Raw genomic sequence first — 25,750 nt, 5'->3', positions numbered from 1 at the left:
CGCTCGGCCTCAGCGCGCTCCATGCAGGGCGTCCAGCGTCGCGTCGAAGGCGGGCAGGAAGGCCTCGGCGTCAGCCTGGCTGAAGACCAGGGGCGGGCGGATCTTGACCACGTTGTTGAAGGCTCCGGCGTTGGAGGTCAGGAAGCCCCGGTCCTTCAGCCCGTTGCAGACCGCCCGGGCGGCGGCGAGGTCCGGCGCGCCGTCGGACCCCACCATCTCCACCCCCAGGAAGAGGCCGCAGCCCCGGGCGTCAGCCACCCCCGGCCAGCGTCCGACCCGGGCCCTCAGCTCCGACTTGAGGAAGGCGCCCACCCTCTCTGCATTGGCCAGGAGACCGCGAGCCTCGATCTCGTCCAGCACGGCGTGGCCCGCCGCCGCCTGCAGGGGGCTGGAGGCGAAGGTGTTGAAGTAGCGGGTCCGGGACCGGAAGGTCTCGACCAGGGCGCGGGAGGCCGTGGTGGCGGCCAGGGGCACGCCATTGCCCATGGGCTTGCCCGTCACCACGATGTCCGGCGTGAAGCCGGTGACCTGATAGCCCCACCAGCGGCCCGTGCGGCCGTACCCGGACTGCACCTCGTCGGCGATGATGAGGCCTCCACGGGCCCGCACCCGTTCGGAGGCCCTGCCCATGAAGTCGGGCGGGATGTCGGGCAGGCCCTCATTGGCCAGGATGGAGCAGACGATCAGGGCGGCCACCCCGTCGCCGGCGGCCTCCAGGGCGTCCATGGCCCGGTCGAGCCCAGCGAGGTAGGCCTCAGTCAGGGCCTCACCGGAGAGGCCGGGCTCCGGCGGGCGGAAGGTCTGGGGGAAGGGAAAGCTGCGGAAGCCCCGCGCCCGGTCCGAGCCCGCCGGCAGGCCGCTCATGGCGCCCACCAGTTCCGAGTTGCCGTGGTAGGTGGCGTCCGTGCAGACGATCCCCCGCCGGCCGGTGGCCATCCGCGCCATGCGCAGGGCAATCTCGTTGGCCTCGGTCCCCGAGCAGGAGAAGATCACGCTCTCGGCGAAGTCGCCGTGCAGGCCCGTCACCCGCTCGGCGAGGCGGATGATGTCCTCGTGCAGGTAGCGGGAGTGGACGTTGAGGGTCGCCTGCTGGCGCCCGATGGCCTCGGCCACACGGGGGTTGCCGTGACCCACGCAGGGGACGTTGTTGTACATGTCGACATATCGCCGGCCCCCGGCGTCGAAGAGCCAGGCCCCCTCGCCGCGGACGATATGCAGGGGGGTCTCGTAGAACAGGGCGGCCCCGGCGCCGAAGGCCCGGTTGCGCCGCTCCAGCAGCCCGTCAGACAACTGCGGGGCCCCCGTTGGCGATGGACCAGGCCCGCGCGGCGTAGCGCTGGATCGACGGATAGGCCTCGACATACCGGTCCGACGAGGCGTTGCCGTCCAGCCCGCGCTTGTAGACCCCCTGGTTGATGGCCGCGATGCGGAACAGGGTGAAGGCCAGATGGAAGCTCCAGTCCTTCAGGGCTGGCCGGCCCGAGGCCTCGGCATAGATCTCGAACATTTCGGCCTGGGACGGGATTCCGAGGTCGGTGATCGTCTTCTGGGGCGTCTCGCCCATCATGAACAGGGTGGTGTAGGCGACGTCGGAGTAGGGATCGCCCAGGGTCGACAACTCCCAGTCCAGCACCGCCTCGAGCTTCGGCTCGGTGGGATGGAGCATGCAGTTGCGGATCGAGAAGTCGCCATGGACGATCCGGGTCTCGCTCTGCGCCGGCATGTGGGCGGGCAGCCACGCCATCAGCCGCTCCATGTCGGGATGGTCGTCGGTCTGGGCGGCCTTGTACTGGCGCACCCAGCGGCTGATCTGCCGCTCATAGTAGTTGCCAGGTCGTCCGTAGTCGGCGAGGCCGACAGCGGCGGGGTCGATGGCGTGCAGTCGGGCCAGCACCTTCAGATAGTCGGTGAAGACAGCCCGGCGCTCGGCCGGCGCCATGCCGGGCAGGGAGGGGTCGAGGAAGATCCGGCCCTTGACCCAGTCCATGACGAAGAACTCGGAGCCAATGACCGACGTATCTTCGCAGTGCAGACGTACGGTGGGCACCGGCACGCCTGAGCCGCCAAGGGCCTTGAGCACGGTGTACTCCCGCCCGACCTGGTGGGCCGAAGGCAGGAGGTCGCCGGGCGGCTTCTTGCGCACCACCCAGCGGCGGTCCGGCGAGGCGATCAGGAAGGTGGGGTTGGAATGGCCGCCCTCGAACTGGCGGACGGTCAGCGGCCTCCGGAAGCCCTCAAGCCGCCCGTCCAGCCAGGCCTCCAGCCGGGCCTCGTCGAAGCGATGCGCGGCCCGCACCTCGGTGATCTCGGCCTCGCCCTCGGGCATCCGAACCTCCTGTGGAAGCCGGACGGCGGCCGGGGCCGCCGTCCGCGCCTGGCCTCAGTTCCGCCAGACGACGCTCGAGGTCTGGTCCTCGCCGCCGCCTTCATACTGGCGGATCTCATGGCGACCGACCACGAGGTGATGGACCTCGTCCGGACCGTCGGCGATGCGCAGGGTCCGCTGGCCGGTGTACATCCGGGACAGGGGGGTCCACTGCGAGACTCCGGTGGCGCCGTGCATCTGGATGGCCTGGTCGATGATCTGGCAGACGCGCTCAGGGACCATGGCCTTGACCATGTGCACCCACACGCGAGCTTCGCGGTTGCCGAGGACGTCCATCGCCTTGGCGGCCTTGAGCACCATCAGGCGCATGGCCTCGATGTCGATCCGGGCCCGGGAGATGATCTCCACATTGCCGCCCAGCCAGGCGATCTTGCGGCCGAAGGCCTCGCGCGAGAGCCCCCGGCGGACCATCAGGTCCAGGGCCCGCTCGGCCTGGCCGATCGAGCGCATGCAATGGTGGATCCGGCCCGGGCCGAGGCGCAACTGGCTGATCTCGAAGCCGCGGCCTTCGCCGAGCAGGATGTTTGATTCCGGCACCCGCACGTTGGTGAAACGGATGTGCATGTGGCCGTGGGGGGCGTCATCCTCGCCGAAGACGTTCATCGGGCCGAGAATCTCCACCCCGGGGGTGTCGATGGGCACCAGGATCTGCGACTGCTGGCGGCTGGGGGGCGCGTCCGGGCTGGTCTTGACCATGGTGATCATGATCTTGCAGCGGGGGTCGCCGGCGCCGGAGATGTAGTACTTCTCACCGTTGATCACCCACTCGCCGTTCTCGAGCACAGCGCTCATGCCGACATTCTTGGCGTCGGAAGAGGCCCGGTCCGGCTCGGTCATGGCGAAGGCCGAGCGGATCTCGCCGTTCAGCAGGGGCTTCAGCCAGCGCTCCTTCTGCTCCGGCGTGCCGACCCGCTCCAGCACCTCCATGTTGCCGGTGTCCGGCGCCGAGCAGTTCATCACCTCCGAGGCAAGCGGGACCTTGCCCAGCTCCACGGCGATGTAGGCGTAGTCGAGGTTGGACAGGCCCTCGCCGGTCTCGGCGTCGGGCAGGAAGAAGTTCCAGAGGCCTTCCTTCTTGGCCTGGTTCTTGGCTTCCTCAAGCATCTCCAGCTGGCCGGGAACATAGCTCCAGCGGTCCGCCCGACCCTCGCCCAGCTTGTGGAACTTCTCCGACATCGGCGCGACGGTCTCGTGGACGAAGCGCTTGACGTGCTCGTAGAGCGGGGTGGCTTTTTCGCTCATCCGCAGGTCGTTGAGGTCATCATGCGGGTCGAAACCGAAGGCCGCCTTGGCGGGGGGGGGCGTATGGGTGTTCATGCTGTCTGTCCTGTCCTTCTCGGGCCTGTGATCGCGTCCGCCGCCCAAGCCTGCGGCTGAATTCTGAATGATCAGTATGGCAGCAGGGGTCCGTTCGCCAACCGTTTTTGAAGGGGTGACGCGGCGTCATCAGCCATCTTCCTTCACCGGGAAGGGATGGGCCGCCTCCTCGGCGTCCGCCGCCAGGGCGCGCAGGGTGGCGGCGTGGGAGTCCCGGCTGATCCGGTAGCCGGAAAGCAGGGCGAAACCGGTCAGGTAGAGCATGATGATCACCGGGGCGTAGACCGCGCCCATGCGTTGAATCACGTCCGCCGGCATGTCCGCGGGCGCCACGCCGGGCTGCAGGCCGATGGCGTCGATCAGCAGGGCGGCGGCCAGGATGCCGAAGCCGGATACCGACTTTCCCACGAAGGCAGAGGCGGCGAAGAACAGGCCCTCTGACCGGCGTCCGGTCTTGAGCTCGGCCTCCTCGACGACGTCGGCGATCATGGACGAACCCATGGTCGAGGCGATGATGCCGAAGGTCACGCCGACGATGGAGGTGGTGAAGAGGATACCGAAGAGCTGCGGCGTCCCGTTGGCCGGGAACAGGCCGGCGAGGCGCAGCAGGACCGGGCCGATCCCGATCAGCAGGGACAGCAGCGCCAGCAGCATGGCGGTGTGCTTCTTGCCGAACCGACGGGAGAGGAGGGGCACCGTCGGCAGGGCGACGAAGGCTGAGACGAAAACCCCCAGGGTGATCACCGAAATCTGGGCGGCGCTGAAGCCCCAGAAGAAGGTGTTGAAATAGCCGTTCATGGAGGCGACCAGCCCACCGGCCAGGGCGGTGGCGATGCTCGACGCCAGCAGGAAGAGGAAGGAGCGGTTGTTGAGGGTCTCGCGAACCTCCGACAGGGTCTGGCCAAGGGTCTTGGCGCGTTTCTCAGGGGGCGCCCTGAGGGTGGGGATGTGGCGGTGGGTGCCGGCGGCGGACACCACGATGGCCACCAGCATGACGAGGGAGGCGATCAGGCCGTAGCGAGCGTAGCCTTCCGGGTTGAGCTGGCCGACCGCATGCGTGGCGTCGGGCTTGAGCAGAACCCCGAAGGCCAGGGCCTGGATGGAGAGGCCGCCGATCCAGGCGAAGAAGAACCGGTAGCTGAGCAGGACCGAGCGGTCGTCGTAGCCGGAGGTGAATTCCGCCGCCAGGGCCGAGGAGGGCACCTCATAGAAGGCGATGAAGGCGCGGATCACCACCGCCAGCACGGTCAGGTAGAGGAAGAGTCCCTGCGCCGAGAGCTCCGGGGGATTCCAGAGGGCTGCGTAGGACACCGCGACGGGCAGGGCGGCGGCGTACATGAAGGGATGCCGGCGCCCCCAGGCGGACCGGAAATTGTCCGACAGGTGGCCGATCATCGGGTCGATGATGGCGTCGAACACGAGGGCGGTCAGCAGGGCCACGGCCACCAGGCTGGCCGGGACGCCCAGCACCTGGTTGTAGAAGAGCATCAGCATGTAGCTGAAGCCGTTGTCCTTGACCCCGAAGGCCAGGGAACCGAGGCCATAGAAGACCCGCGTAGAACGGTCGAGCCGACCGTCCGTCGCCGTTGGCGCCGCCGCCGAAACCATGATGTCCTCCCCCGGGAGCCCAGACCCCACCGGCATAGGGTCAGGCCGCCCGTCGGGCGTCAACACCGCCCCCGCCCTTGTGCCCCGCCCGGGCCGCCACTAGCCTGCCAGTCGCTCAAAGCATGAGGGAATGAACATGGCCGAGGCGCCTGCCGACTATCCGCTGTCCGGTCTGAAGGTGCTGGACTTCTCCCGGGTGCTGGCCGGCCCCTTCGCCGGGCGGCTGCTCGCGGACCTCGGCGCCGACGTCGTCAAGGTCGAGCCCCCCGAGGGCGACGTGACCCGCAACTGGGGCCGGGTGAAGGGCGGCGTGCCGGGTTTCTTCCACCAGCAGAATGCGGGAAAGCGCAACATCTGCATCGACCTGCGCGCGCCGGGCGCCCGGGAGTTGGTGCTGGACCTGGTCCGCCAGGCGGATGTCCTGATCGAGAACTATCGCCCGGACGTCATGGGCCGGCTGGGCCTGGGGTACGACGTCCTGTCGCAGGCCAATCCCCGGCTGATCATGCTGTCCATCTCCGGCTTCGGCGCCGGCGGGCCGGAGTCGCGCCGCCCCGCCTATGCCCCCATCGTGCATGCGGAGATGGGGCTGATCGCCCGCCAGGCCCGGCGCAACGGCGTGCGCCGGACCGACCTGCCCCTGTCGGTGGCCGACACCAACGCCTCCCTGCACGGCCTGATCGGCCTGCTCGCGGCGGTGATCCTCCGTGAACGGACGGGCCGGGGACAACACATCGACATCGCCATGGTCGACGCCACCCTCGTGACCGACGACCAATTCCACTACGAGGCCGAAGATTCCGAAGACACCATGGACCTGCCCCCGGACATCTGGGAGACCGGCGCCGGTCCCATCCTGGTCTCGGCGGACTTCCGCTACCTCTTCCGCCAACTGACGGCGAAGCTCGGCCTGAAGGACCCCGGCGAGGGTGTGGCCGACCTCGACCGCAAGATCGCCCTGCGCCGGGCGGCGGTCGGCGAGCTGATGATGGGCCTCACCGACTGGGGCCAGGTGACCGAGGCCATGGCGGCCATGAACATCGCCTGGGGCGAGGTGCGCGACGGCGCCCGCCTGCGCGACCAGCCGACCCTGGCCCACCGGGGCTCCATCGTGGACATGGACGACCGCGAGGGCGGGACCCGGCCCATTCCCCAGTCCCCTTACCGGTTCTCAGCGGCGAAGAGCGGGGTGCGCGGGGTCGCCCCTCACCGGGGCGAGCACAACGCCGAGGTCCTGGCCGAGTGGCTGGGCCTGGACGGCGCGAAGGCGGCGGCCCTGAGTGAGGCCGGCGTCCTTTCCGCAGAAAGCTGATGCGCCCCACGAATTGCTCCCCATCAGGGGGAGCTCCCGGCGAAGCCGGGTGAGGGGGTCAAACCCCTTTGCCGCAGACCCCCTCCGGCCCGCTTCGCAGTCCACCTCCCCCTTGGGGGAGGAATTAGGGCGCCAATTGCTCCCCCCAGGGGGGGCTCCGGGCGAAGCCCGTTGAGGGGGTCACCGGCGGCGGCTACAGCTCGATCCCGTAGACCCGCGCCGCGGTGCCGGAGAACATCTGGTCCTTCTCGGCCTCGGAATAGGGGGCGGCGATGCGTTTCAGGCCGTTCCAGAGGGTGCGATAGGACAGGCTCGCCCGGTCGACGGGGAAGTTGCTCTCGAACATGCAGCGATCGGGGCCGAACAGGTCGATGGCGGCGCGATACCAGTCGCCCTGGGCGGCGGCGAAGGCGGCGGAGTCTGGGGCGCCGGTCTTGTGCCAGTCCCAGCCGTTGATCGGCATGGCCATACCGCCCAGCTTCACCGCCACGTTCGGGCATGTCGCCAGCCCGGCCATGTCCGCCCGCCATCTCGGGAAATACTCATCGCGTTTTCCAGCGTACGGGCCGATGCCCAGGGGCCCACCCAGGTGGTCGAGGATGATGCGGGCGCCCGGGAAGGCGCGGGCGAGGTCCGTCAGCTCGGGGATCTGGGGATGGAAGAGCCAGGCGTCGAAGGTCAGTCCCCGGGCCGCCAGCTTCGCAAAACCCCGCCGGAAGGTCGCATCCAGGTACAGGTGCGGCGGCGGGTGGTGATGCGGGGGGCGGATGGCGTCCGAGGCGTCCCAGGCGGCGGCGTGGCGGATACCGCGGAACAGGCCCTCGCCCGCCTCGACATGGGCGTCAAGCAGGGCGTCGAGATCGTCCGGCGCCAGCAGGTCGGCCGAGCCGACGATGGCGGCGATCCGGGCCCCCTTCCCGTCCCGGGACTCCCTGGCCACCCGGGCGACGAAGGCGGTCTCGCCGGCCCGCCGCAGGGCCTCTGGCCCTTCCGTGAGGTAGCCCGTCATGCACTCGACGAAGACGGTGGCCTCGACCCGGTGGCCGTCGCCCGTATCGCCCCTCAGGTCCTCCAGCAGGTAGGCCGGTCCCGCTCCCGCCGGCCAGAGATGGTGGTGCGGGTCGAGGATCCGGCGGTCCGGGTCCAGGATGGCTTCAGGCGCAGCTTCCGTCGCGGATGGCTTGTCCATGAGGCGGGCCTCCCCTAGTCGCTTTGGCGGCTGCGGCTTGCCTGCCGTCCGCCCTGTTGGGAGACTGGACCCGGCGGGACGGGGGCTCAAGGTTTGAGGCTCAAGGCCGGACCGCGACGGGAGGAGACCCATGGACCTGTCCTACAGCGCCGAATACGAGGCCTTCCGCGCCGAAGTGCGCGCCTTCCTCGAGGTTCACCGCAACCAGGCGCCCGGCCATGGCGGCAACGGCCTGACCTGGCAGAAGCTGCTGATCGAGAACGGCTACGCCGCCCGCACCATTCCGCGCGAGTACGGCGGCTACGGCGCCGAGCCGGACATTCTGAAGTCGCGGATCATCGCCGAGGAGTTCGCCCGCGCCCAGCTGTCGCCGGGCCTGGGCGGCCAGGGCATCTCCATGCTGGTCCCCACCCTGCTCGAGGTGGGTTCGGAGGATCAGAAGCGCCAGTTCATCGGTCCGACCCTGCGCGGCGAGATGCTCTGGTGCCAGGGCTATTCCGAGCCCAACGCCGGCTCCGACCTCGCGGCCCTCGCCACCAAGGGCGTGCTCGAGGGCGACCACTGGGTGATCAACGGCCAGAAGATCTGGACCTCCACAGCCCACCTCGCGCACTGGATTTTCTGTCTCGTGCGCACCGAGCCCGACGCCCCCAAGCATGAGGGAATCAGCTTCCTGCTGTTCGACATGAAGACCCCGGGCATCGAGATCCGTCCCCTGGTCGACATGACCGGCGCCGCCAACTTCAACGAGGTCTTCTTCACCGATGTCCGCGTCCCGGCCCACCAGATCGTCGGACGGCGCGGCGAGGGCTGGAAGGTGGCCAACGCCATCCTGCGGCATGAGCGCGGCTCGCTGGCCGACCCAAACGTCATGCAGAGCCGGCTGAACGCCCTGATCGACCTGATGAAGGCCGAGACCCTCGACGGGAGCCGGGTCATCGACAACCCCGTCTACCGGGATCGGCTGATGGCTATCCAGGGCCGGGTCCAGGCCCTGCGCTGCAATGACCTGCGCCTGCTCTCGGCGGCGGTGAACCGCCAGAGCGCCCCCCTGGCGGGCATGGTGGTCAAGCTGCAGGGCACCGAGCTGCGCCATGAACTGGAGGGCTTCGCTGTCGACGTCATGGGCGAGCTGGGCCTGCTCTACGGCGACACGCCCCGCCTGCGCGGCGGCGGCTCCTGGCAGAGAGACTACATGTACTTCCTGGGCCTGATCATCGGCGGGGGCACCTCGCAGATCCAGAAGAACATCATCGCCGAGCGCGGGCTGGACATGCCCCGCGAGCCCAAGCTGGCCAGGGCCTGAGGAGACACGCCATGGAATTCGGACTCTCCGAAGAGCAGGTCATGCTGCAGGACGCCCTGGCCCGGTTCCTGACCGGGACCGGCGGGCTGGAGCGCGCCCGGACCTTCGCCGCCGGCAAGGACCGCCGCGCCCCGGACGTGCTGCAGGGCCTGGCCGAGCTGGGCGTCACCGGCCTGATCATCCCAGAGGCCCACGGCGGGGTGGGCCTGTCCCTGCTGGACGCCGCCCTGGCCGCCGAGCAGCTGGGACGGTTCGTCGCCCCGGCCCCCTTCGCCGGCACGGCCGTCATGGCCCCCCTGGCCCTCCTGAAGGCGGGCGACGCCGGCCAGCAGGCGACCTGGCTGCCGAAGCTGGCCTCGGGCGCTGCGGTGGCGGGGGTCGCCCTGTCGGAGATCACCGGCGCCCGGGACGGCGCCGGGGTCGAGGCCCGCGACGGGCGCCTGCATGGCCGGGCCCAGTTCGTCGTGGACTACGAAGCCGACCTCTACATCGTCGCCGACCGGGCGCGCGGCCTGCACCTGGTCGCGGCGGACGCCCCCGGCCTCACCCGCACGGACTTCCGCACCATCGACGCCACCCGGCCCACCGGGGAGCTGGTCTTCGATGGCGTCGCGGCCGAGCCCCTGAAGGCCGGCGACGGCCCCGCCGCCGTGCGCGCCATGATCGACGCCGGCCGGGTCATGCTGGCCGCCGACACCCTGGGCGCCGCCCAGGACATGCTCGACCAGTCCGTGGCCTACGCCAAGGGCCGGGTCCAGTTCGGCCGGTCCATCGCCACCTTCCAGGCCGTCAAGCACATGTGCGCAGAAATGGCGGCCTCGCTGGAGCCCTGCCGGTCCCTGGTCTGGTACGCGGGCCACGCCCTCGACCACCTGCCGGGGGAGGCCTCGGTCATGGCCTGCCACGCCAAGGCGCACCTGTCGGAGGTGGGGACCTTCGTCGCCCGCACCTCCACCGAGGTGCATGGCGGCATGGGCTTCACCGACCTTGTCGGGCTGCACTACTGGTTCAAGCGCATCGGCTTCAACCGCCAGGTCCTGGGCGGCCCGCAGGCCGTCCGCGCCGAGGCGGCCGCCCTGCAGGGACTGGCGGCCTGAGGACCCGGCGGCGGCTCAGTCGTCGCCGCCGTCGCCCTCCTTGCCCTTCATCTCGGCCAGGGTGCGCAGGTTCGCCTCATGGCCGTCCCGGGTGATGGTGTAGGTCATCATCACCGCCAGCATGGTCATCCAGAGGGCCAGGATAACGGGAACATAGAAAAGACCCAGGCGGAACAGGGTCTCGTCGGACACCTGGCTGGGGTCGGCCCCGGCCTGGAGGCCCGCCAGGGTCAGGACGAAGGTGGCGGCGGTGAGCCCCAGGCCCCCCACCACCTTCCGGATGAAGGCCGAGGCGGCGAAGAAGATGCCCTCCGACCGTCTCCCGGTCTTGATCTCGGCCTGTTCGACCAGGTCCGCCATCATGGACGCGGCGAGGATCTGGAAGCAGATGATCAGGCCAACGTCGATCATGGTCGTGAAGAAGACGAACCAGAAGACCATGGGGCTGGAGTTGTCCGGCAGGACTCCCATGAGGCGCAGGACGATGGGCATGGGCGAGCCCAGGAAGGCGATGAGGCCGATGATGATCGCGCCCTTCTTCTTGCCGATGGTCCGGCTGACAATGGGCGCCAGGACCGCGCCAAGGATGGCCGAGACGAAGACCCCGCTGGTGATCAGGCCTGACTGCTGGGTGCTGAAGTCCCAGAAGTAGGTGTAGAAATAGAAGGCCAGGGCGGCGGAGAGACCGCCCGCGACCGATCCGAAGATGGCCGAGATGAACAGGGCCAGGAAGGACCGGTTGGACAGGGTCTCGAAGATCTCCTTGAAGACGATCAGCGGGCTGAGCCGCCGCTTCGGCGGGGCAGGCTTCAGGTGCATGATCCGGCTGTGCGTGCCGATCGATGACGCGAGCACCGAGACCAGCAGAAGGCCGGAGGCGATCATGCCGTAGGTCCGGTAGGCTTCCGGATTGAACTGGCCGTTGGGGATGGCCGCCGTGGCGAAGAGCGGGAACAGGACGATGAAGTTGAACACCGACATCGCATTGCCGCCGGTCCAGCCGAAATAGGAGCGATAGGCCTGAAGCGAGCTGCGTTCGTCGTAGTCGTCTGTCAGTTCGGGCGCCAGCGCCGTGCTGGGGATCTCGTAGATGGAGATCAGCATGCGCACCACGATCGACAGGATCAGCAGGTAGAGGAAGAGATGGAATTCCTGCCAGCCCTGCGGCGGACTCCAGAGCAGGAAATAGGTCGCTGCGATGGGTATGGCGGCGGCGTACATGAAGGGGTGTCGCCGGCCCCATTTCGAGCGCAGGTTGTCTGACCAGTACCCCAGTATGGGGTCGAAAAAGGCGTCGACCAGCAGCGAGATGGTCAGGGCCAGGCCCACCAGGCGGGCGTCCAGGCCGATGACCTGGCTGTAGAAGATCAGCAGGAAATAGCTGAAGCCGTTGTCCTTGACCCCGAAGGCCACGGCCCCGAAACCGTAGGAAATCTTGGTCCAGAGGGAGGGCTTGGTCGTTTCAATCCTGGGGCCGGGCGCGCCGCCGACGGTGGAGTCCACGCTCATCTGTTTCCCCCCGTCGGGCCATCCCGACGCGGTCTGCGACCCTTCGCAGCAGCGCCGTCAGCCTGCGGACGCCCGACTCAAACCCAGCCCCCGACGCCCGTCAAGACAATGCTTTGACAGGTACAGGTTCCGGACCGTTCGGTGAAATCAGACCGCGGCGGCCAGCCGGCTGGCCTGGTTGATGGCCCGCTTGGCGTCCAGTTCCGCGGCCACGTCCGAGCCGCCCACCAGGCTGGAGGCGACGCCAAGGGCGGCCAGCTCGTCGTGCAGGGCGCGCAGGGGGTCCTGACCGGCGCAGACGATGATGGTGTCGGCCTCGATCAGCCGGGGCTCCGTCCCGATCAGGACGTGCAGGCCAGCGTCGTCGATCTTCTCGTAGGTCACGCCGCCGATCATCTGCACGCCGCGCTTCTGCAGGGTGGCCTTGTGGGTCCAGCCCGTGGTCTTGCCCAGGGACCGGCCGAGGGACTCGGCCTTGCGCTGCAGGAGGGTGACGGTCCGGTCGGCCTTCTCGACGTGGGGGACCACGCCGGTGACGCCGCCCCGGGGATGGTTCTTGAAATCGATGCCCCACTCTGCCGCGAAGACGTCCACGTCCATGGAGGCCGAGACCCCCGCGTGGCTGACCAGCTCGGCCACGTCGAAGCCGATGCCGCCGGCGCCGATCAGGGCGACCTTCTTCCCGACCTTCGCCTTGCCATTGATGACATCGATGTAGCTGGCCACCATGGGGTGGTCGATGCCGGCGATGTCGGGCGTACGCGGGGTGATGCCGGTGGCGATGACGATCTCGTCAAAGCCGCCGTTGATCAGGCTGCGGGCGTCGGCCCGGGTGTTGAGCCGCAGGTCGATCTTCAGCACCTCGATCATCCGGGCGTAGTAGCGCAGGGTCTCGGAGAACTCCTCCTTGCCGGGGACCTTCTTGGCCAGGTTGAACTGGCCGCCGATCTCGCCCGCCGCCTCGAACAGGGTCACCCTGTGGCCGCGTTCCGCCGCCACGGTGGCGTAGGCCAGGCCCGCCGGGCCCGCCCCCACCACGGCGATGGACTTGGGCGCGGTGGTCTTCTCATAGACCAGCTCGGTCTCGTAGCAGGCCCGGGGATTGACCAGGCAGCTGGTCATCCGGCCGGTGAAGGTGTGGTCCAGGCAGGCCTGGTTGCAGGCGATGCAGGTGTTGATCTCGTCCTCGCGGCCCTCGGCGGCCTTCTTCACCAGGTCCGGGTCGGCCAGCATGGGCCGGGCCATGGAGACCAGATCCGCATCGCCCCGGGCCAGGACCTCCTCGACCACCGAGGGCATGTTGATCCGGTTCGAGGTGATGACCGGCACCCCCACCGCCTTGCGCAGGCGGCCGGTCACGCTGGTGAAGGCGGCGCGGGGCACCATGGTGGCGATGGTCGGCACCGGCGCCTCGTGCCAGCAGAAGTGGGTGGAGATGATGTTGGCCCCCGCGGCCTCGATGGCCCTGGCCAGGGTGACCACCTCGTCCCAGGACATGCCGCCCTCCAGCATGTCCATGGCGGCGATGCGGAAGATGACGATGAAGTCCTTCGGTACGGCCGCCCGCACCCGGCGCACCACCTCGACGGGGAAGCGCATGCGGTTCTCGAAGGGGCCGCCCCACTGGTCCGTCCGGCGGTTGGTCTTCTCCACCAGGAAGGTCGAGAGCAGGTAGCCGGCCGAGCCGATGATCTCCACGCCGTCGTAACCGGCCTGGTGGGCGAGGGCCGCGCAGCGGGCGAAGTCGGACAGCTGCTGCTCTATGCCGTCGGCATCCAGCTCGTTCGGCGTGAAGGCGCCGATGCGCGAGCGCACCGCCGAGGCCGCGACGGCCTCCGGGGTCCGCGCCAGGGGGCCGGAGTGCAGGATCTGAAGGCAGATCTTCACGTCCGGGTCGGCGGCGTGGACGGCCTCGGTCACCTCCCGGTGGGCCTGCGCCTCCTCCGGCGTGGAGAGGCGCGCGCCGGGCCCGGCGCCGGCGTTGGGCGAGATGCCGCCGGTGATGATCATGCCGACCCCGCCCCGGGCGCGTTCGGCGAAGTAGGCGGCCATGCGCGACAGCCCGCCGGAGGCCTCTTCCAGGCCGGTGTGCATGGAGCCCATGAGCACCCGGTTCTTCAGCCTGGTGAAGCCGAGGTCGAGGGGCGAGAACATCAGCGGGTAGCGGCTGGCGGACATGGGTTTCCTCTCCGGACAATCGCCGGGCTCTTCTGCGCGGCGCTTTCCACCACCATCCGGGAGGCGGACCCCTCCTGTCAAACCTGACCCTGCGTCAGGTGGGGCTTCACAGCCAGATCCGATGGACGGGCGTCGTTGGAATACTGGCCGTCAACCAGTCGGGGGGCGGTCCGGCTCGAGTCGACTTCCAGGGCGATGTCCAGGTCCGCCGCGAAGCCGCGATCGGACAGTTCAAGTCCGGACCGGCTCGTCCGGATCATGTCCCCGAGGCGCTTGTCCGCCCGCGCGAACGCGGAAGCGGCAAGGTCCGCCTCGGCGTTTGGGATTCCACCGAGCGCGGCAATCACGGCGCCGGCGCCAAGCCAGTCTTCCAGAGCGGAGCGAAGGCTCCCATCGCCCCATCTTTCTCCGGCGGGAATGACGGCGATCATACCCTCGGCGCCTGCTGTCCGGCGCGCCGCTGCGGCCGTCGCCTGGGCATTGCGCAAGCTGGCGCAGAAGGTCGGCGTCGATCCTGTCGCAAGGGACAGCCTGGATCCGTTGGGCGAGGGCAGGAGGAGCCGGGTGTTCGCGGGAAGATCTCTCAGGCTCGAAGGCGAGAGGCTCGGGCTGCGGGTTCTGTCCTTCGACGCGGCGACGGCTCCGAGACGGGCCGCAGCCCGTTCCGCCGCCGCCGCATCGCCGTAAGGAAAGGGAATGACGGTCGCCCCGCGATCCAGAGCCACCGATACGGAAGTGGAGAACGAAAGGACGTCGACAATGACAAAGACGTCCGCCCGCTCCTTCCAGGCCTCAATGCCGGCAAGGTCCCATTCGCAGACGACTCTGACCAAACCCGCCCTCCTTCGGACGTCGAGGCCCCCCGGTCTCCGCCCTCAGGCGTACTCGAACCAGGCGTGGGAGACGACGGTGCGTTCGCCGACCCGGGCTTCGAAGATCACCCGGCCGGGACCGTCCTTCCAGGCCAGGACCTTCAGGTCGTCGCCCGGCAGGACCGGCGAGGAGAAGCGGACCTTGATCTTGCGGAACCGCGCCGGATCGCCGTCGCAAAGGGCGGTCAGCAGCAGGTGGGCGCAATGGCCGAAGGTGCACAGGCCGTGGAGGATCGGTTTGTCGAAACCGCCGAACCGGGCCGCCTCCGGGTCGATGTGCAGGGGGTTGTAGTCGCCGGACAGGCGGTAGATGTCGGCCTGGTTCTCCGGGATGTGCGCCCCGGTCTCCACGTCCGGCGCCCGGTCGGGGACGGTGACGGGGGCCGAGAAGGTGGTCCCCGCCCCTTCGAAGGGCTCGATGTCGCCCAGCCGCTCGACGCCCCGGCGGAAGGAGCCGGAGACCATCTTCACGCAGACCTGGCCGTCCGCGTCGCGCACCTCGCTCTCGTATTCGACGAAGCCGGCGCCCTTGCCGCGGGGGTGGACGCCGATGAGGCGCGAGACCACGCTGACCTCGCCGCCCAGGGGCAGGGGGCGGACCACCTCGAGATAGCGCTCGGCGTCGATGGTCAGGGGGCCGGGCGAGGGCGGGATGGCGGCGCGGTCCACCACCGCCCCGGCGCCGCCCCAGCGGATGGGGAAGGTCGGGAAGACGGCGAAGTCCTTGTGACCCTCGAAGATGAACCTCAGGTCCCGGCTGTTGATGCCGACGGCGTAGAGCAGGATGTCCCGCCGGTCGTAGGCGATGCGGACCGGCTCTCCCCAGGCGGCGGGACCGCCGCCCGGCAGGGCGGCCCTGGCGTTGTAGACGGCCATGGGCGGCTCCTTACATGCGGGGAAAGGCCAGGGGATCCTGGCGCTCGAAGGCTTCGGCGGCGGCCAGGACCAGGTCGTCCCGGGTGTGGCCCGAGGCGATCTGCAATCCGATCGGCGTGCCGATCGAGGAGATTCCGCAGGGGACCGACACCGCCGGGTGGCGGGTCAGGTTGAAGATGGCGGTGTTCGACCAGTAGGGATTGGGCCGTCCGTCCGGCCCGTCCGGCACATTACGGCCCACCGGCGGCGGCTGGGTCGCCAGGGTGGGCGAGATGACGAGGTCGTGCTCGGCGAAGACCTGGTTCCAGGCGTGGGCCATTTCGCGCCGGCGGACCTGGGAATTGATGATGGTCTGGACGTCCAGCTTCGCGCCGATCTTGGCCTGATCGAAGAGGGCCGGGTCGAACTCGTTGTGCCGGGCCTCCGGATAGAGCTGCAGCAGGCGCTGCAGGGCGGCGAACCAGTGGGAGACGAAGACCTGCCCGGTCTCGCCATTCTCGGTGGGCGGGGTGATGGGAACCACCTCGCAGCCCAGGGCGCGGAACCGCTCGGCGGCCTTCAGCACGGCGGCCTCGACCTCGGGGTCGAGGAAGAAGTCGCCGAACTTCAGGACCAGGCCCACCTTCAGCCCCTTCAGGCTCCGGTCCAGGCCGGCGACGAAGTCGACGTCCGTGGGCGGCAGGGCCAGGGGGTCGCGCACGTCGCTTCCCTTCAGCACGTTCAGCATCAGGGCCGCGTCCCGGGTGGTGCGGGTCATGGGGCCGGTATTGGCCAGGTCCCCGTGCATGGAGGCAGGCCAGGCGGGAATCCGGCCATAGGTGGCCTTCAGCCCCACCAGGCCCGTACAGGCCGCCGGGATCCGCACCGAACCGCCGCCGTCCGTGCCGATAGAGAGGGGCCCGAAGCCCGCCGCCACCGCCGCCCCGGCGCCCCCTGAGGAGCCCCCTGGAGTCCGTTCGGTGTTCCAGGGATTGCGCGTGATCCCGTTGAGCGGCGAGTCCGTCACCCCCTTGAAGCCGTATTCCGGGCTGGAATTGGTGGCGAAGAGGACGCAGCCGGCCTCTCGAAGCCGGGAGACGGTGGTGGCGTCCTCAGTCTGCGGCGCCTTGTCGGTCAACTTGCTGGCCATGGTCAGGGGCCAGCCCTTCACCTTGATCAGCTCCTTGATCGAGGTTGGAACCCCATCGATGGGCGAAAGGGGCTCGCCCTTCGCCCACCGGGCCTCGGAGGCCTTGGCCTGCGCCCGCGCGCTGTCCGCATCGATCAGCGGCAGGGCGTTCAGCACGGGGTTCAGCCGGGCGACGCGGTCCAGCACCGCCTCAAGGGCCTCGACAGGCGAGGCCTTGCGGGCGGCGTAGAGACCGGAAAGCTCGGCGGCGGACGCCTGGGTCAGGTCCTGGCTCACGGGGTTGTCTCCCTCTGGAGGTCGGGTCAGGCGAAGCGCGCGAGGCGGCCGCGGATGATCTCCTCGGCCTCGGCGACGATGCCTTCGATCAGTTCCTTGCAGGTGGGGACGTCGTGGATCAGGCCCACCACCATGCCGCAGGACCAGGCGCCGGCGTCCATGTCGCCATCCTGCATGATCCGCGGATAGACCCCGCCGACCTCGTGGATGATGTCCTCGAACTTCAGGTTGGGGCCCAGGGCCTTCTCCTTCTCCAGCAGGCGCTGAACGGCGGCGTTGTTGAGCACGCGCTCGGTGTTGCGCAGGGGGCGCATGACCAGGCGGGTGTCCAGCTCGGTGGCGTCCACGATGGCCTGCTTGACGTTGTCGTGGACCGGGGCCTCCTTCGTGGCGATGAAGCGCGTGCCCATGTTGATGCCCTCGGCGCCGAGGGCCAGGGCCGCCGCCAGCTGCTTGCCGTTGGCCACGCCGCCGGAGGCGACGAAGGGGATTTTCAGCTCCTCGGCCGCCCGGGGCAGGAGGACGAAATTGGGGACGTCATCCTCGCCGGGATGGCCGCCGCACTCGAAGCCGTCGACGCTGATGGCGTCGCAGCCCACGGCCTCGGCCTTCAGGGAGTGGCGGACCGAGGTGCACTTGTGGATCACCTTCACCCCCGCCGCCTTCAGGTCGGGCATGTACTTCTGGGGGTTGTTGCCGGCCGTCTCGACGATCTTCACGCCGTTGTCGATGATCGCCTTGATGTAGCCCGGATAGTCCGGCGGGTTGATCGAGGGCAGGAAGGTCAGGTTCACGCCGAAGGGCTTGTCGGTCATCTCCCGGCAGCGGCGGATCTCCTTGCCGAGGGCGTCCGGGGTGGGCTGGGTCAGGCCGGTGATGATGCCCAGGCCCCCGGCGTTGGAGACCGCGGCGGCCATCTCGGCCAGGCCCACGAAGTGCATGCCCCCCTGCACGATGGGATGCTCGATGCCGAACAGTTCGGTGATGCGGGTCTTCACAGGGATGGCCTCCGGGTTTTGAACATTGCGTACGGAAACTGTGCGGCGCCGGGACGGGTAGAGCAAGGGCGCAGGCGCGCCTCAGGCCGGTGCGCCGGACTCCTCGCCGTGGGCGTGGGCCTTCAGGGTCTCGGTCCAGATTTCGTGGAAGAGGGGGCTGTCCCTCAGGAGGGTGCGCAGGTCCCCCCGCGCCGCGATCCGTCCGCCCTCGACCACCAGGATCTGGTCGGCCCGGCGGTAGGCCTCCAGCCGGTGGGAGACGGCCAGGCATGTGGGCCGCTCGCCGCCCTGTTCGAACAGCCGGGTCCAGAAGGCGTGCTCGGTGCGCACGTCCAGGGCGCTGGAGGCGTCGTCGAAGACCAGCAGGTCCGGCCGCCGGGCGAACATCCGCGCCGCCGCCGAGCGCTGGACCTGGCCCCCCGACAGGGTCACTCCTCGGGTGCCGACCCGGGTGTCCAGCCCCTCGGCGAGCCGGGCGACGTCCTCTTCCATGACCGCGAGGTGGACGGCGCGGTCGAAGTCCGCGGGGGAGAGGTCCAGGCCCATGGCGATGTTGTCGCCCAGGGTCTCGGTGAAGAGCCGGGGGGTCTGGCCGGTATAGGCGCAGCGCGGCGGCGTCAGGAAGGTCGCAGGATCTTCGACCCGCTCGCCATTCCAGAACACCTCGCCGGCCTGGGCCGGGAGCAGCCCCAGCACGGCGCGGAGCAGGGTTGTCTTGCCTGCGCCCACGCGCCCGGTGACGATGGTCACCGTACCGCGGCGGAGGGTGAAGCTGATATCCTCCACCCCGTTTCCGGAGCCGCCGTGCCGGCAGGTCAGACCCCGGACCTCCAGGGTCTGCAGAGGATCATGGCGCCCGGTGGGCTCGGGGCCCTGCGGCGTCGCCTCGGTGATCCGTTCGCGGGGGGCGTCGCCCAGCAGGGTCTCGATCCGCATCAGGGCCACGTCCGCCGTGCGCTTGCGCGCCAGCAGCCGGCCCAGCCAGCGCGGCGCCGAGGTCGCCGCGCCGACATAGGCGGCGAAGAGGGTGAAGTCGCCCACCGAAAACTCACCCGCCTTCATGGCCCCCGCCGCCAGCAGCAGGATCAGGCCCAGGGCCAGGCTGGAGGTCCCGGCCCCGAAGGTGTCCAGAAGGGTGACATAGATGCGGTGGCGGACGGCCGTGCGCCGCCGGGTCTCGTTGAGGTCCGACAGCCGGCCCAGGACCCGGTCCTCGGCGCCCGCCACGCGGACGGCCTGCACGGCGGTGAAGGTCTCGCCGACGAAGGAGGTGACCCGGGCCTCAGCCTCCCGCGCCACGCGGGAATAGCGGTGGATGCCGGCGGTGATCTTCTGGGTGATGAAGACCATCAGGATCATCGGCAGGATGATGGCCAGGGTCACGGGCATGTTGATCCGCCACATGATGATGAGGGCGAGGACCGCGAAGACCGCCTGGCCGAAGGTCTCGGCCCAGCCCTCGATGAAGGCGATGACCTCGGCGACGTCGTCCCGGAAGCGGCTCAGCGCCTCCCCCGACGTGCCGGGCGAGGGGCGCGGACCCCGGGCGAACATGATCCAGCCCATCATGTTGGTGCGGATCATCAGCCGCGAGGCCGAGGTGAAGGTCACGAAGGCCCAGGGCGTGAAGTAGGACACGAAGAGGGGCGACAGCTGGGCGGCGAACCAGAGCCCCACCAGGGTCCAGACATTGAAGCCCGCGGCGGCGTGGCCGGACAGGTTGTCGAAGATCGCCCTCTGGACGATGCCCGACAGCAGGGGCAGGGCGTAGAAGGCGGCGTAGAGCGCCATGCTGACGCTGAACAGCCAGGGCCGCGCCGCAGCGATCCGCACGGCCTGGCGGAAGGCGGTCTGGTCCGGCGCCGGAAGGGGCGGCGGGATGTCCCCGGTCTCGGGATCGGTCCGGGCGCGGTCGACCTCGCTCACCCCATGACCTCCGCAAGGCCGGTCCGCAGCAGGCGGGCGTAGGCGGACTCCGGGTTGGCCTCCAGGTCCATGCGGCGGCCCGTCTCCAGCAGCCGGCCCTGGTCCAGGATGGCGATCCGGTCGGCCCGCTGAACGGTGGAGAGCTTGTGGGCGATGATGATGGCCGTGCGCCGGCGGCCCGAGCCGTCGGTCCCCAGCAGGCGGTCCAGGGCCCGCTCGATGAGCTGGTCCGTGGCCGGGTCAAGGCGCGAGGAGGCCTCGTCCAGCACCACAAGACCGGGGTCCTTCAGGAAGACCCGGGCGAAGGCGAGGAGCTGGGCCTCGCCGGCCGACAGCCCGCCGCCCGCCTTCAGCACCGTGGCCAGGCCGGCGGGCTGGCGCGACAGCCAGTCGCCGAGGCCCAGGTCCTCCAGGACGGCGGCCACCCGCGCATCGGGGATGGAGGGATCGAACAGGGTGGCGTTGTCGCGGATGCTGGCGTCGAAGAGCTGGACCTCCTGGGTGACCAGGCCGATCCGGCCGCGCAGCTCGGCCAGCCGGGCCTGGCGGATGTCGACGCCGTCCAGGGTCACGGCCCCGTCCTGCGGGTCATAGAGCCGGAAGAGCAGGCGGGTCAGGGTCGTCTTGCCGCTGCCCGTCCGGCCCAGCAGGCCGATGACTTCCCCCGCAGGGACCTTGAGGTCGAGGTTGCGGATGACCGGCGTATCGGCTCGGTAAGCGAAGGTCAGGTCCTGGAATCCCACCACGGGCGCCTCGGTGCGCAGCCCCTCCCAGCCCGCCCCCGGGCCGTCGGTCAGGGCCGGCTGGATGGCGCGCAGGTCGCGGATCCGGTTCAGGCTGGCCGAGGCCGCCTGGAACTGTTGCAGCTGCTGGCCGATCAGCATGATCGGCAGGGACATCATCCCGGCGTACTGCATGAACATGAAGACCGTGCCGATGGTCGCCTCGCCCCGCTGGAACAGCCAGACGCCGAGGGCGAGGGCCAGTCCGAAGCCAATGGAGAAGAGGGCGCTGGCGGTCAGGAAGATCCAGTGGCCCCGTCGCGCGGCGGCGACATTGGCGACCAGCAGCTCCGCATTGACCTCGCCCATGCGCCGCATGACGTGGGGGCCGCCGCCATTGGCCCGCACATCGTCCAGGCCCGCCAGGCGCTCCTCCAGGAAGCCCGAGAAGGCCGACCAGGCCTCCCGCAGGCGCTCCCAGCGCCCGCCGGCGATCTGGCGGATGGCGTGGAGGACCAGGCCCGCGACCACAGCGAAGCCGGTCAGCAGGACCCCGATCCGCCAGTCCTGCAGGTACAGCACGACAAGGATGCCGGCCAGCAGCAGAGCGCCGCCAATGATCTGCAAGATGAACTGCGAGAAGAAGGCGGCCAAGGCGGCCACGTCCCCATCCACCCGCTCGATCAGCTCGCCCGGCGACTTGGCCGTGTGGAAGGCCATGTCCAGCCGCAGGGCGTGGTCGGCCAGGTCCTGACGCATGCGGTTGGTCGCCGACCAGCCCAGCTGCTCGCTGAAATAGGTGGAGCCGATCTGCAGGACCTGGGCCAGCAGGGTGACGGCGATGAACAGTCCCGCCAGCATCCAGAGCCGCTCAAGGGACGCCTCCGCGCCGCCATGCGCGGCCGTGTCGATGAAGGCGCGGATGATCTGGGGCGAGGCGAGCTGGACGGCGGTCCCGGCGACCAGGAACACCGCCAGGGCCGACAGCCTTCGCCCCTCCGGTCGCAGGTAGACGGAGAGCACGGCGGCGCCGTCCGCCGGCTTCTCCGCCTCACGCCCCACCTGAACGCCCTTCCCGACTGGAACCCGCAGGTGTCAACGCCCTGTGAACCTCGCCGGTCGCTTCTCGAGGAAGTGGGCGACGCCCTCCTTGAAGTCCTCGGACTTCAGGCTGAGGACCATGTCGGCGTTGGCGTCGACGATCGCTTCGGAGAGGGACTGGAACGGGCTGTTCCAGAGCTCGCGCTTCATGACGGCCAGCGAACGGGGCGAGACCTCGCTGGCCAGCATCCGGGCGTAGGCGGTGACCTCGTCGCGGAAGCTGGCGGCCGGGAAGACCCGGTTGACCAGGCCGATCCGCAGGGCCTCCGCGGCGTCCACCCGGCGGGCGGAGTAGAGCAGGTCCGCGGCGTTGGCCATGCCGACGATCCGCGGCAGGAGCCAGGAGATCCCGTGTTCGGCGATCAGCCCGCGCCGGGAGAAGGCCGTGGTGAAGACCGCCGCATCCGAGGCGAAGCGGATGTCGGTGTAGAGGGCCATGACCATGCCCAGGCCGGCGCAGGCGCCGTTGATGGCCCCCAGGATCGGCTTGGGGACGGCCGGGAAGTAGGGATACTGGAGCCGGAAGTCCGGGCGGGAGGCCGGGTCGAAGGCGTCCGGCGGCCCGCCGCCGGTCCCCCCCGCCGCCATCGCCCCCTGGAGGACGTCCATGTCCGCGCCGGCGCAGAAGCCGCGCCCGGCGCCGGTCAGGACGATGACCTTGACGGCAGGATCGTCCGAGGCCTCGCGCATGGCCCGCCGGAGCTCGGCTTCCATCACGCCGCGCCAGGCGTTCAGCCGGTCGGGGCGGTTGAGGGTGACCGTCGCCACCCCCGCCTCCACCTCGTAGAGGATGTCTTCGTAGGCCATGTCGGCCAGTCCGGGGCCCGGGCCCCGCTCCCTCAGCCTTCCTTGCGGCGGTAGATCGAGCGCTTCGGCTGGGCCGTCACGCGGTGGATCATGGGCTCGAAGGCCGACAGGGGCATGGACTCATACCCCGGATCGAAGCTGTTCTGGTCGTAAAGGTGGCAGAACTGGGCCGTGTACTCGAACCAGGGGTGGCCCCGGAACTCGTCGCGCATGTCGCGGTCAAGGCCCAGATGGTGGAAGAAGTAATAGCCCTGGAAGATCCCGTGCTTGTCCATCATCCAGTAGTTCTGCTCGGAGATGTAGGGCTTCAGGATCATGGCCCCCAGCTCGGCGTGGTTGGACGGCGCCAGGATGTCGCCCACGTCGTGCAGCAGGGCGCAGACCACGTATTCCTCATCGCGGCCGTCGCGGTAGGCGCGGGAGGCGGTCTGGAGGGAATGCTCCAGGCGCGTCACGGCGAAGCCGCCTGCGTCGTCCTCGAGCATTTTCAGGTGGGCGATCAACCGGTTGGGGAATTCGCGGTTGAAGGGGGCTCCGGCCTGGCTGATCGCCGCCCAGTCCTCGGCCGTGCCGTCGAGCATGGCGTGGAACTTCGCCTTCATCTGGATTTCACCGTCCGCCATGTCGGCCTCCCTGCCCTGGCCGCCGGATGTGGTTCCGGCCTTTTTGATGGGCCGGTATCCTGAGCCCCGCCCGGTGAGGTGTCAACGCGCGCGCCATCGCGCCGAACCCCCAAAGAAAACGCCGCCCCCCGTTTCCGGAGGGCGGCGCACCTGAGGCCTCCTTAGAGGCGATCAGTAGGCGAAGCGCACGGTCAGCCCGTAGGTCCGCGGCTGGCCGAGGAAGGCGTTGAACGACCCCGGCTGGAGGGGCGCGTCAAAGGCGACCTGATAGTAGGTCTCATCGAGCAGATTCTGCGCCCAGGCCTCCACCGCCCAGCGCTTGTCCTCGGAGCTGAGGCCCAGTCGGGCGTTCACGGTGGTGAAGCCGGGCTGGGTCTTGACCGGCGCGAGGTCGGAACCCGTGTTGTAGGATGAAACGCTCTTGGCGTTGAGCGCGAACTTGCCGACCAGATCATCGGTCAGGTTCCGCTCGTAGCTGACCGCCAGGGAGCCTGACCATAGCGGCGCGAGCGACAGACGGGTGCCCGCCAGCCTAGCGCCGAGCGCAGCGGGAGTCGACTTGGCGTAGGCCGTCTCGGCGTAGGTGACCCCGCCGTTCAAGGTCAGACCATCCAGAGGCGTGAACCACAGGAAGTCGACGTCGGCGCCCTGGGAGACCACCTCCGGCACCGAGGTGACGGTGAAGACCAGGCCATTAAACGCGTTGAGCTGGAAGTCCTGGTAGTCCTGGTAGAAGAGCGTCGCGTTCAGTAGCAGCGAGCGGTCGAACAGGGTGTTCTTGAAGCCGAGCTCGTAGGAGTCGACCAGTTCCCGGTTGAAGCGCGTGTTGAGAGCCGGGGCGGCCGCCTGACCGGCCACGGTCTGAGTCGGCGGCGCGACCCGGGCCAGGTTGAAGCCTCCCGCCTTATAGCCGCGCGCGTAAGACGCATAGGCCATCACCTGCTCGTTCAGCCGGTAGGCCGCCTTCACGGTGCCGGTGAACTCCTGCTCGTCCAGGGACTGGGCGTTCTTGCCGATCTGACCGAAGCGCGGATTGTAAGCCTCGAGGCAGAGCAAGCGGTAGGCGGGTCCGATCAGTCCGCCGGGGAGGATGGCCTGGGCCCGGGCCAGCGCCGTCGAGCAGCCAATTGCGCCGTCCGTATTGCTCCAGAAGCTGTTCAGCGACTTGTCTTCCCAGGTATACCGGGCGCCCACCGTCAGTTCGAGGGCGTCGGTCACCTGAATGCTGTTGTTGGTGAAGAGCGCAAAGCCCTCCTGCTCCTGGGCGTAGGTGTCGTTCTGGCCCTGCCCGGGACGGTAGACCTGACCGGTGGCCGGTTGGCCCGTAAACACCGACAGCGCTCCCCCGAGCAACCCGTTGAGGAAGGGCTCGAACTGCGTCCCGTAGGTCACTGTCCGCTCGCGGGAGTCCAGGTCTTCCCGCGAGTAGAAGGCGCCGACCAGCCAGTTGACCGTGTCGGTCCCTCCCGCCAGGCGCACTTCCTGGGTGAAGGTCTTGAAGCCCAGGGACGCCGGATTCGGGTCTTCCAGCCCGACGGTGTACCCGATGTCCGCGCCGGTCCAATCGACATCGCCGCCGCCCTTTTGGGTCCACTCGCGATAGGCGGTGATGGAGGTCACCTTCGCGCCGTCGAACCACGGCGTAGTCCAGTCAGCCTGGACCGAGACGCCCTTGTCGGTGATCTCCTTGCGGTAGCTCCGGTTGCCGTAGTCGCGGAAGCTGTCGATATCGACCGGGTTGGACAGGCCTTTGCCGGCCGGGGCCAGGGCGGTCACAACGGCTGCAGTGGCGCCATTGAAAATCTGCACCGCCCCGCAGCAGCGCTCGTCGCGCTTGGTGTAGTCGATCGCGACATTGATATCGAGATCGGCCGAGGGGGTGAACAGAACCTGCAGGCGGCCGGTATAGAAGTCCTGGTTGTTGTTGTCGGGCTGGTTGACGCTGTCATAGTACCCGTCACGCGCCCGCCCGGCGACAAACAGACGCGCCGCGACCGCATCTTCGACGAGGGGACCGTTGAGTGACAGCGATGCGCCGAAGCCGTTGAAGTTGGACACCGTGGCTTCAGCCGCCGCACCCAGATCGAAGGTCGGTCGCTTGGTGATGACGTTGATCACGCCGGCGGTGGTGTTCTTGCCGAACAGCGTGCCCTGCGGCCCCTTCAGGACCTCGATGCGGTCAGGCTCGCCCAGGTCGGTGAAGGCGACGCCGTTACGGGGCCGGTAGACGCCGTCGATCACCACGCCGACGGACGACTCCAGGCCGGCGTTGTCACCGACCGTGCCGATCCCGCGAATCCGCGCAGTCGTGAGGGCGGCGCTCGACGTCGAGGTCACGGTCAGACCCGGCGTAGCGATGGTGAGATCCTTGATGTCGCGGATGCCGGCGTCCTGGAGCTGCTGGGCGCTGACCGAGGTGACCACGATCGGCACGTCCTGGAGGCTCTGTTCACGGAGCTGGGCGGTGACCACCACCTCGTCGACATAGTTTGGAGCGGTATCCTGCGCCTGGGCGGCG

Annotated in this window: 19 protein-coding genes; 3 read left to right on the top strand and 16 right to left on the bottom strand. The window is 69.2% G+C overall.

Going from position 1 to position 25,750, the window contains the following annotated elements; all coding sequences use genetic code 11:
• Positions 1-9 precede the first annotated feature (9 nt).
• The 4 genes from IM632_RS00865 to IM632_RS00850 all read right to left on the bottom strand — a co-directional run bounded on the left by IM632_RS00865 (position 10) and on the right by IM632_RS00850 (position 5,311).
• Complete coding sequence (locus IM632_RS00865; RefSeq protein ID WP_296551922.1) at positions 10-1,290, bottom strand: aminotransferase class III-fold pyridoxal phosphate-dependent enzyme; 1,281 nt, start codon at positions 1,288-1,290, stop codon at positions 10-12.
• Positions 1,283-2,326, bottom strand: a complete 1,044-nt coding sequence (locus IM632_RS00860) for a phosphotransferase family protein (protein ID WP_296481955.1) — start codon at positions 2,324-2,326, stop codon at positions 1,283-1,285. Before IM632_RS00860 ends, IM632_RS00865 begins: the two co-directional genes overlap by 8 nt.
• A 54-nt stretch (positions 2,327-2,380) precedes the next feature.
• Positions 2,381-3,703 (bottom strand): acyl-CoA dehydrogenase family protein, encoded by a 1,323-nt coding sequence (locus IM632_RS00855; protein WP_296481957.1) that lies wholly within the window; start codon positions 3,701-3,703, stop codon positions 2,381-2,383.
• 129 nt (positions 3,704-3,832) lie between these two features.
• Entirely contained in the window at positions 3,833-5,311 is a 1,479-nt protein-coding gene (locus tag IM632_RS00850) for an MFS transporter (RefSeq protein ID WP_296497519.1), read from the bottom strand.
• 136 nt (positions 5,312-5,447) lie between these two features.
• Between IM632_RS00850 and IM632_RS00845 the strand changes: the two genes are divergently transcribed.
• The gene (locus IM632_RS00845) at positions 5,448-6,623 is read left to right on the top strand and encodes a CaiB/BaiF CoA-transferase family protein (protein ID WP_296481964.1); all 1,176 of its coding nucleotides are present in this window, start codon (positions 5,448-5,450) and stop codon (positions 6,621-6,623) included.
• Positions 6,624-6,816: 193 nt separating this feature from the next.
• On the opposite strand, the gene IM632_RS00840 is transcribed toward IM632_RS00845, so the two are convergent.
• On the bottom strand, positions 6,817-7,812 hold the full coding sequence (locus IM632_RS00840; RefSeq protein WP_296481970.1) for an amidohydrolase family protein: 996 nt from the start codon (positions 7,810-7,812) through the stop codon (positions 6,817-6,819).
• 130 nt (positions 7,813-7,942) lie between these two features.
• Between IM632_RS00840 and IM632_RS00835 the strand changes: the two genes are divergently transcribed.
• Complete coding sequence (locus IM632_RS00835; RefSeq protein ID WP_296497517.1) at positions 7,943-9,118, top strand: acyl-CoA dehydrogenase family protein; 1,176 nt, start codon at positions 7,943-7,945, stop codon at positions 9,116-9,118.
• A gap of 11 nt (positions 9,119-9,129) precedes the next feature.
• Positions 9,130-10,215, top strand: coding sequence for an acyl-CoA dehydrogenase family protein (locus IM632_RS00830; RefSeq protein WP_296497514.1), 1,086 nt, complete (start codon positions 9,130-9,132; stop codon positions 10,213-10,215).
• 15 nt (positions 10,216-10,230) lie between these two features.
• On the opposite strand, the gene IM632_RS00825 is transcribed toward IM632_RS00830, so the two are convergent.
• The 11 genes from IM632_RS00825 to IM632_RS00775 all read right to left on the bottom strand — a co-directional run.
• Positions 10,231-11,724, bottom strand: coding sequence for an MFS transporter (locus IM632_RS00825; RefSeq protein ID WP_296534186.1), 1,494 nt, complete (start codon positions 11,722-11,724; stop codon positions 10,231-10,233).
• 147 nt (positions 11,725-11,871) lie between these two features.
• A complete protein-coding gene (locus IM632_RS00820; protein WP_296538635.1) occupies positions 11,872-13,902 on the bottom strand; it encodes an NADPH-dependent 2,4-dienoyl-CoA reductase in 2,031 nt (676 codons plus the stop codon).
• A 77-nt stretch (positions 13,903-13,979) separates the two neighbouring features.
• Positions 13,980-14,735: a 2-phosphosulfolactate phosphatase gene (locus IM632_RS00815; protein ID WP_296484330.1), complete on the bottom strand. Its 756-nt coding sequence runs from the start codon at positions 14,733-14,735 to the stop codon at positions 13,980-13,982.
• A 42-nt stretch (positions 14,736-14,777) separates the two neighbouring features.
• Positions 14,778-15,650 carry a MaoC family dehydratase gene (locus tag IM632_RS00810; protein ID WP_296484333.1) on the bottom strand — a complete coding sequence of 291 codons (873 nt, stop codon included), beginning with the start codon at positions 15,648-15,650 and terminating at the stop codon, positions 14,778-14,780.
• Positions 15,651-15,660: 10 nt separating this feature from the next.
• A complete protein-coding gene (locus IM632_RS00805) occupies positions 15,661-17,055 on the bottom strand; it encodes an amidase family protein (RefSeq protein ID WP_296522876.1) in 1,395 nt (464 codons plus the stop codon).
• A gap of 26 nt (positions 17,056-17,081) precedes the next feature.
• Positions 17,082-18,059: a nitronate monooxygenase family protein gene (locus IM632_RS00800; protein ID WP_296484351.1), complete on the bottom strand. Its 978-nt coding sequence runs from the start codon at positions 18,057-18,059 to the stop codon at positions 17,082-17,084.
• A gap of 75 nt (positions 18,060-18,134) precedes the next feature.
• Complete coding sequence (locus IM632_RS00795) at positions 18,135-19,979, bottom strand: ABC transporter ATP-binding protein (protein WP_296484337.1); 1,845 nt, start codon at positions 19,977-19,979, stop codon at positions 18,135-18,137.
• Positions 19,976-21,763, bottom strand: a complete 1,788-nt coding sequence (locus IM632_RS00790; RefSeq protein WP_296497508.1) for an ABC transporter ATP-binding protein — start codon at positions 21,761-21,763, stop codon at positions 19,976-19,978. The genes IM632_RS00795 and IM632_RS00790 overlap by 4 nt, the downstream gene beginning before the upstream one ends.
• 33 nt (positions 21,764-21,796) lie before the next feature.
• Positions 21,797-22,609 (bottom strand): enoyl-CoA hydratase, encoded by an 813-nt coding sequence (locus IM632_RS00785; RefSeq protein ID WP_296497505.1) that lies wholly within the window; start codon positions 22,607-22,609, stop codon positions 21,797-21,799.
• Positions 22,610-22,641: 32 nt separating this feature from the next.
• Positions 22,642-23,232, bottom strand: a complete 591-nt coding sequence (locus tag IM632_RS00780; protein WP_296484345.1) for an HD domain-containing protein — start codon at positions 23,230-23,232, stop codon at positions 22,642-22,644.
• Between the two features lie 171 nt (positions 23,233-23,403).
• Positions 23,404-25,750 (bottom strand): TonB-dependent receptor (locus tag IM632_RS00775; RefSeq protein WP_296551920.1); only part of this gene is annotated, 2,347 nt, incomplete at its 5' end.

The organism is Phenylobacterium sp. (assembly GCF_020402505.1).
GTDB lineage: Bacteria > Pseudomonadota > Alphaproteobacteria > Caulobacterales > Caulobacteraceae > Phenylobacterium.
The sequence above is the reverse complement of the archived record's forward strand: the minus strand, read 5'-3'. Positions and strand labels throughout refer to the sequence as shown.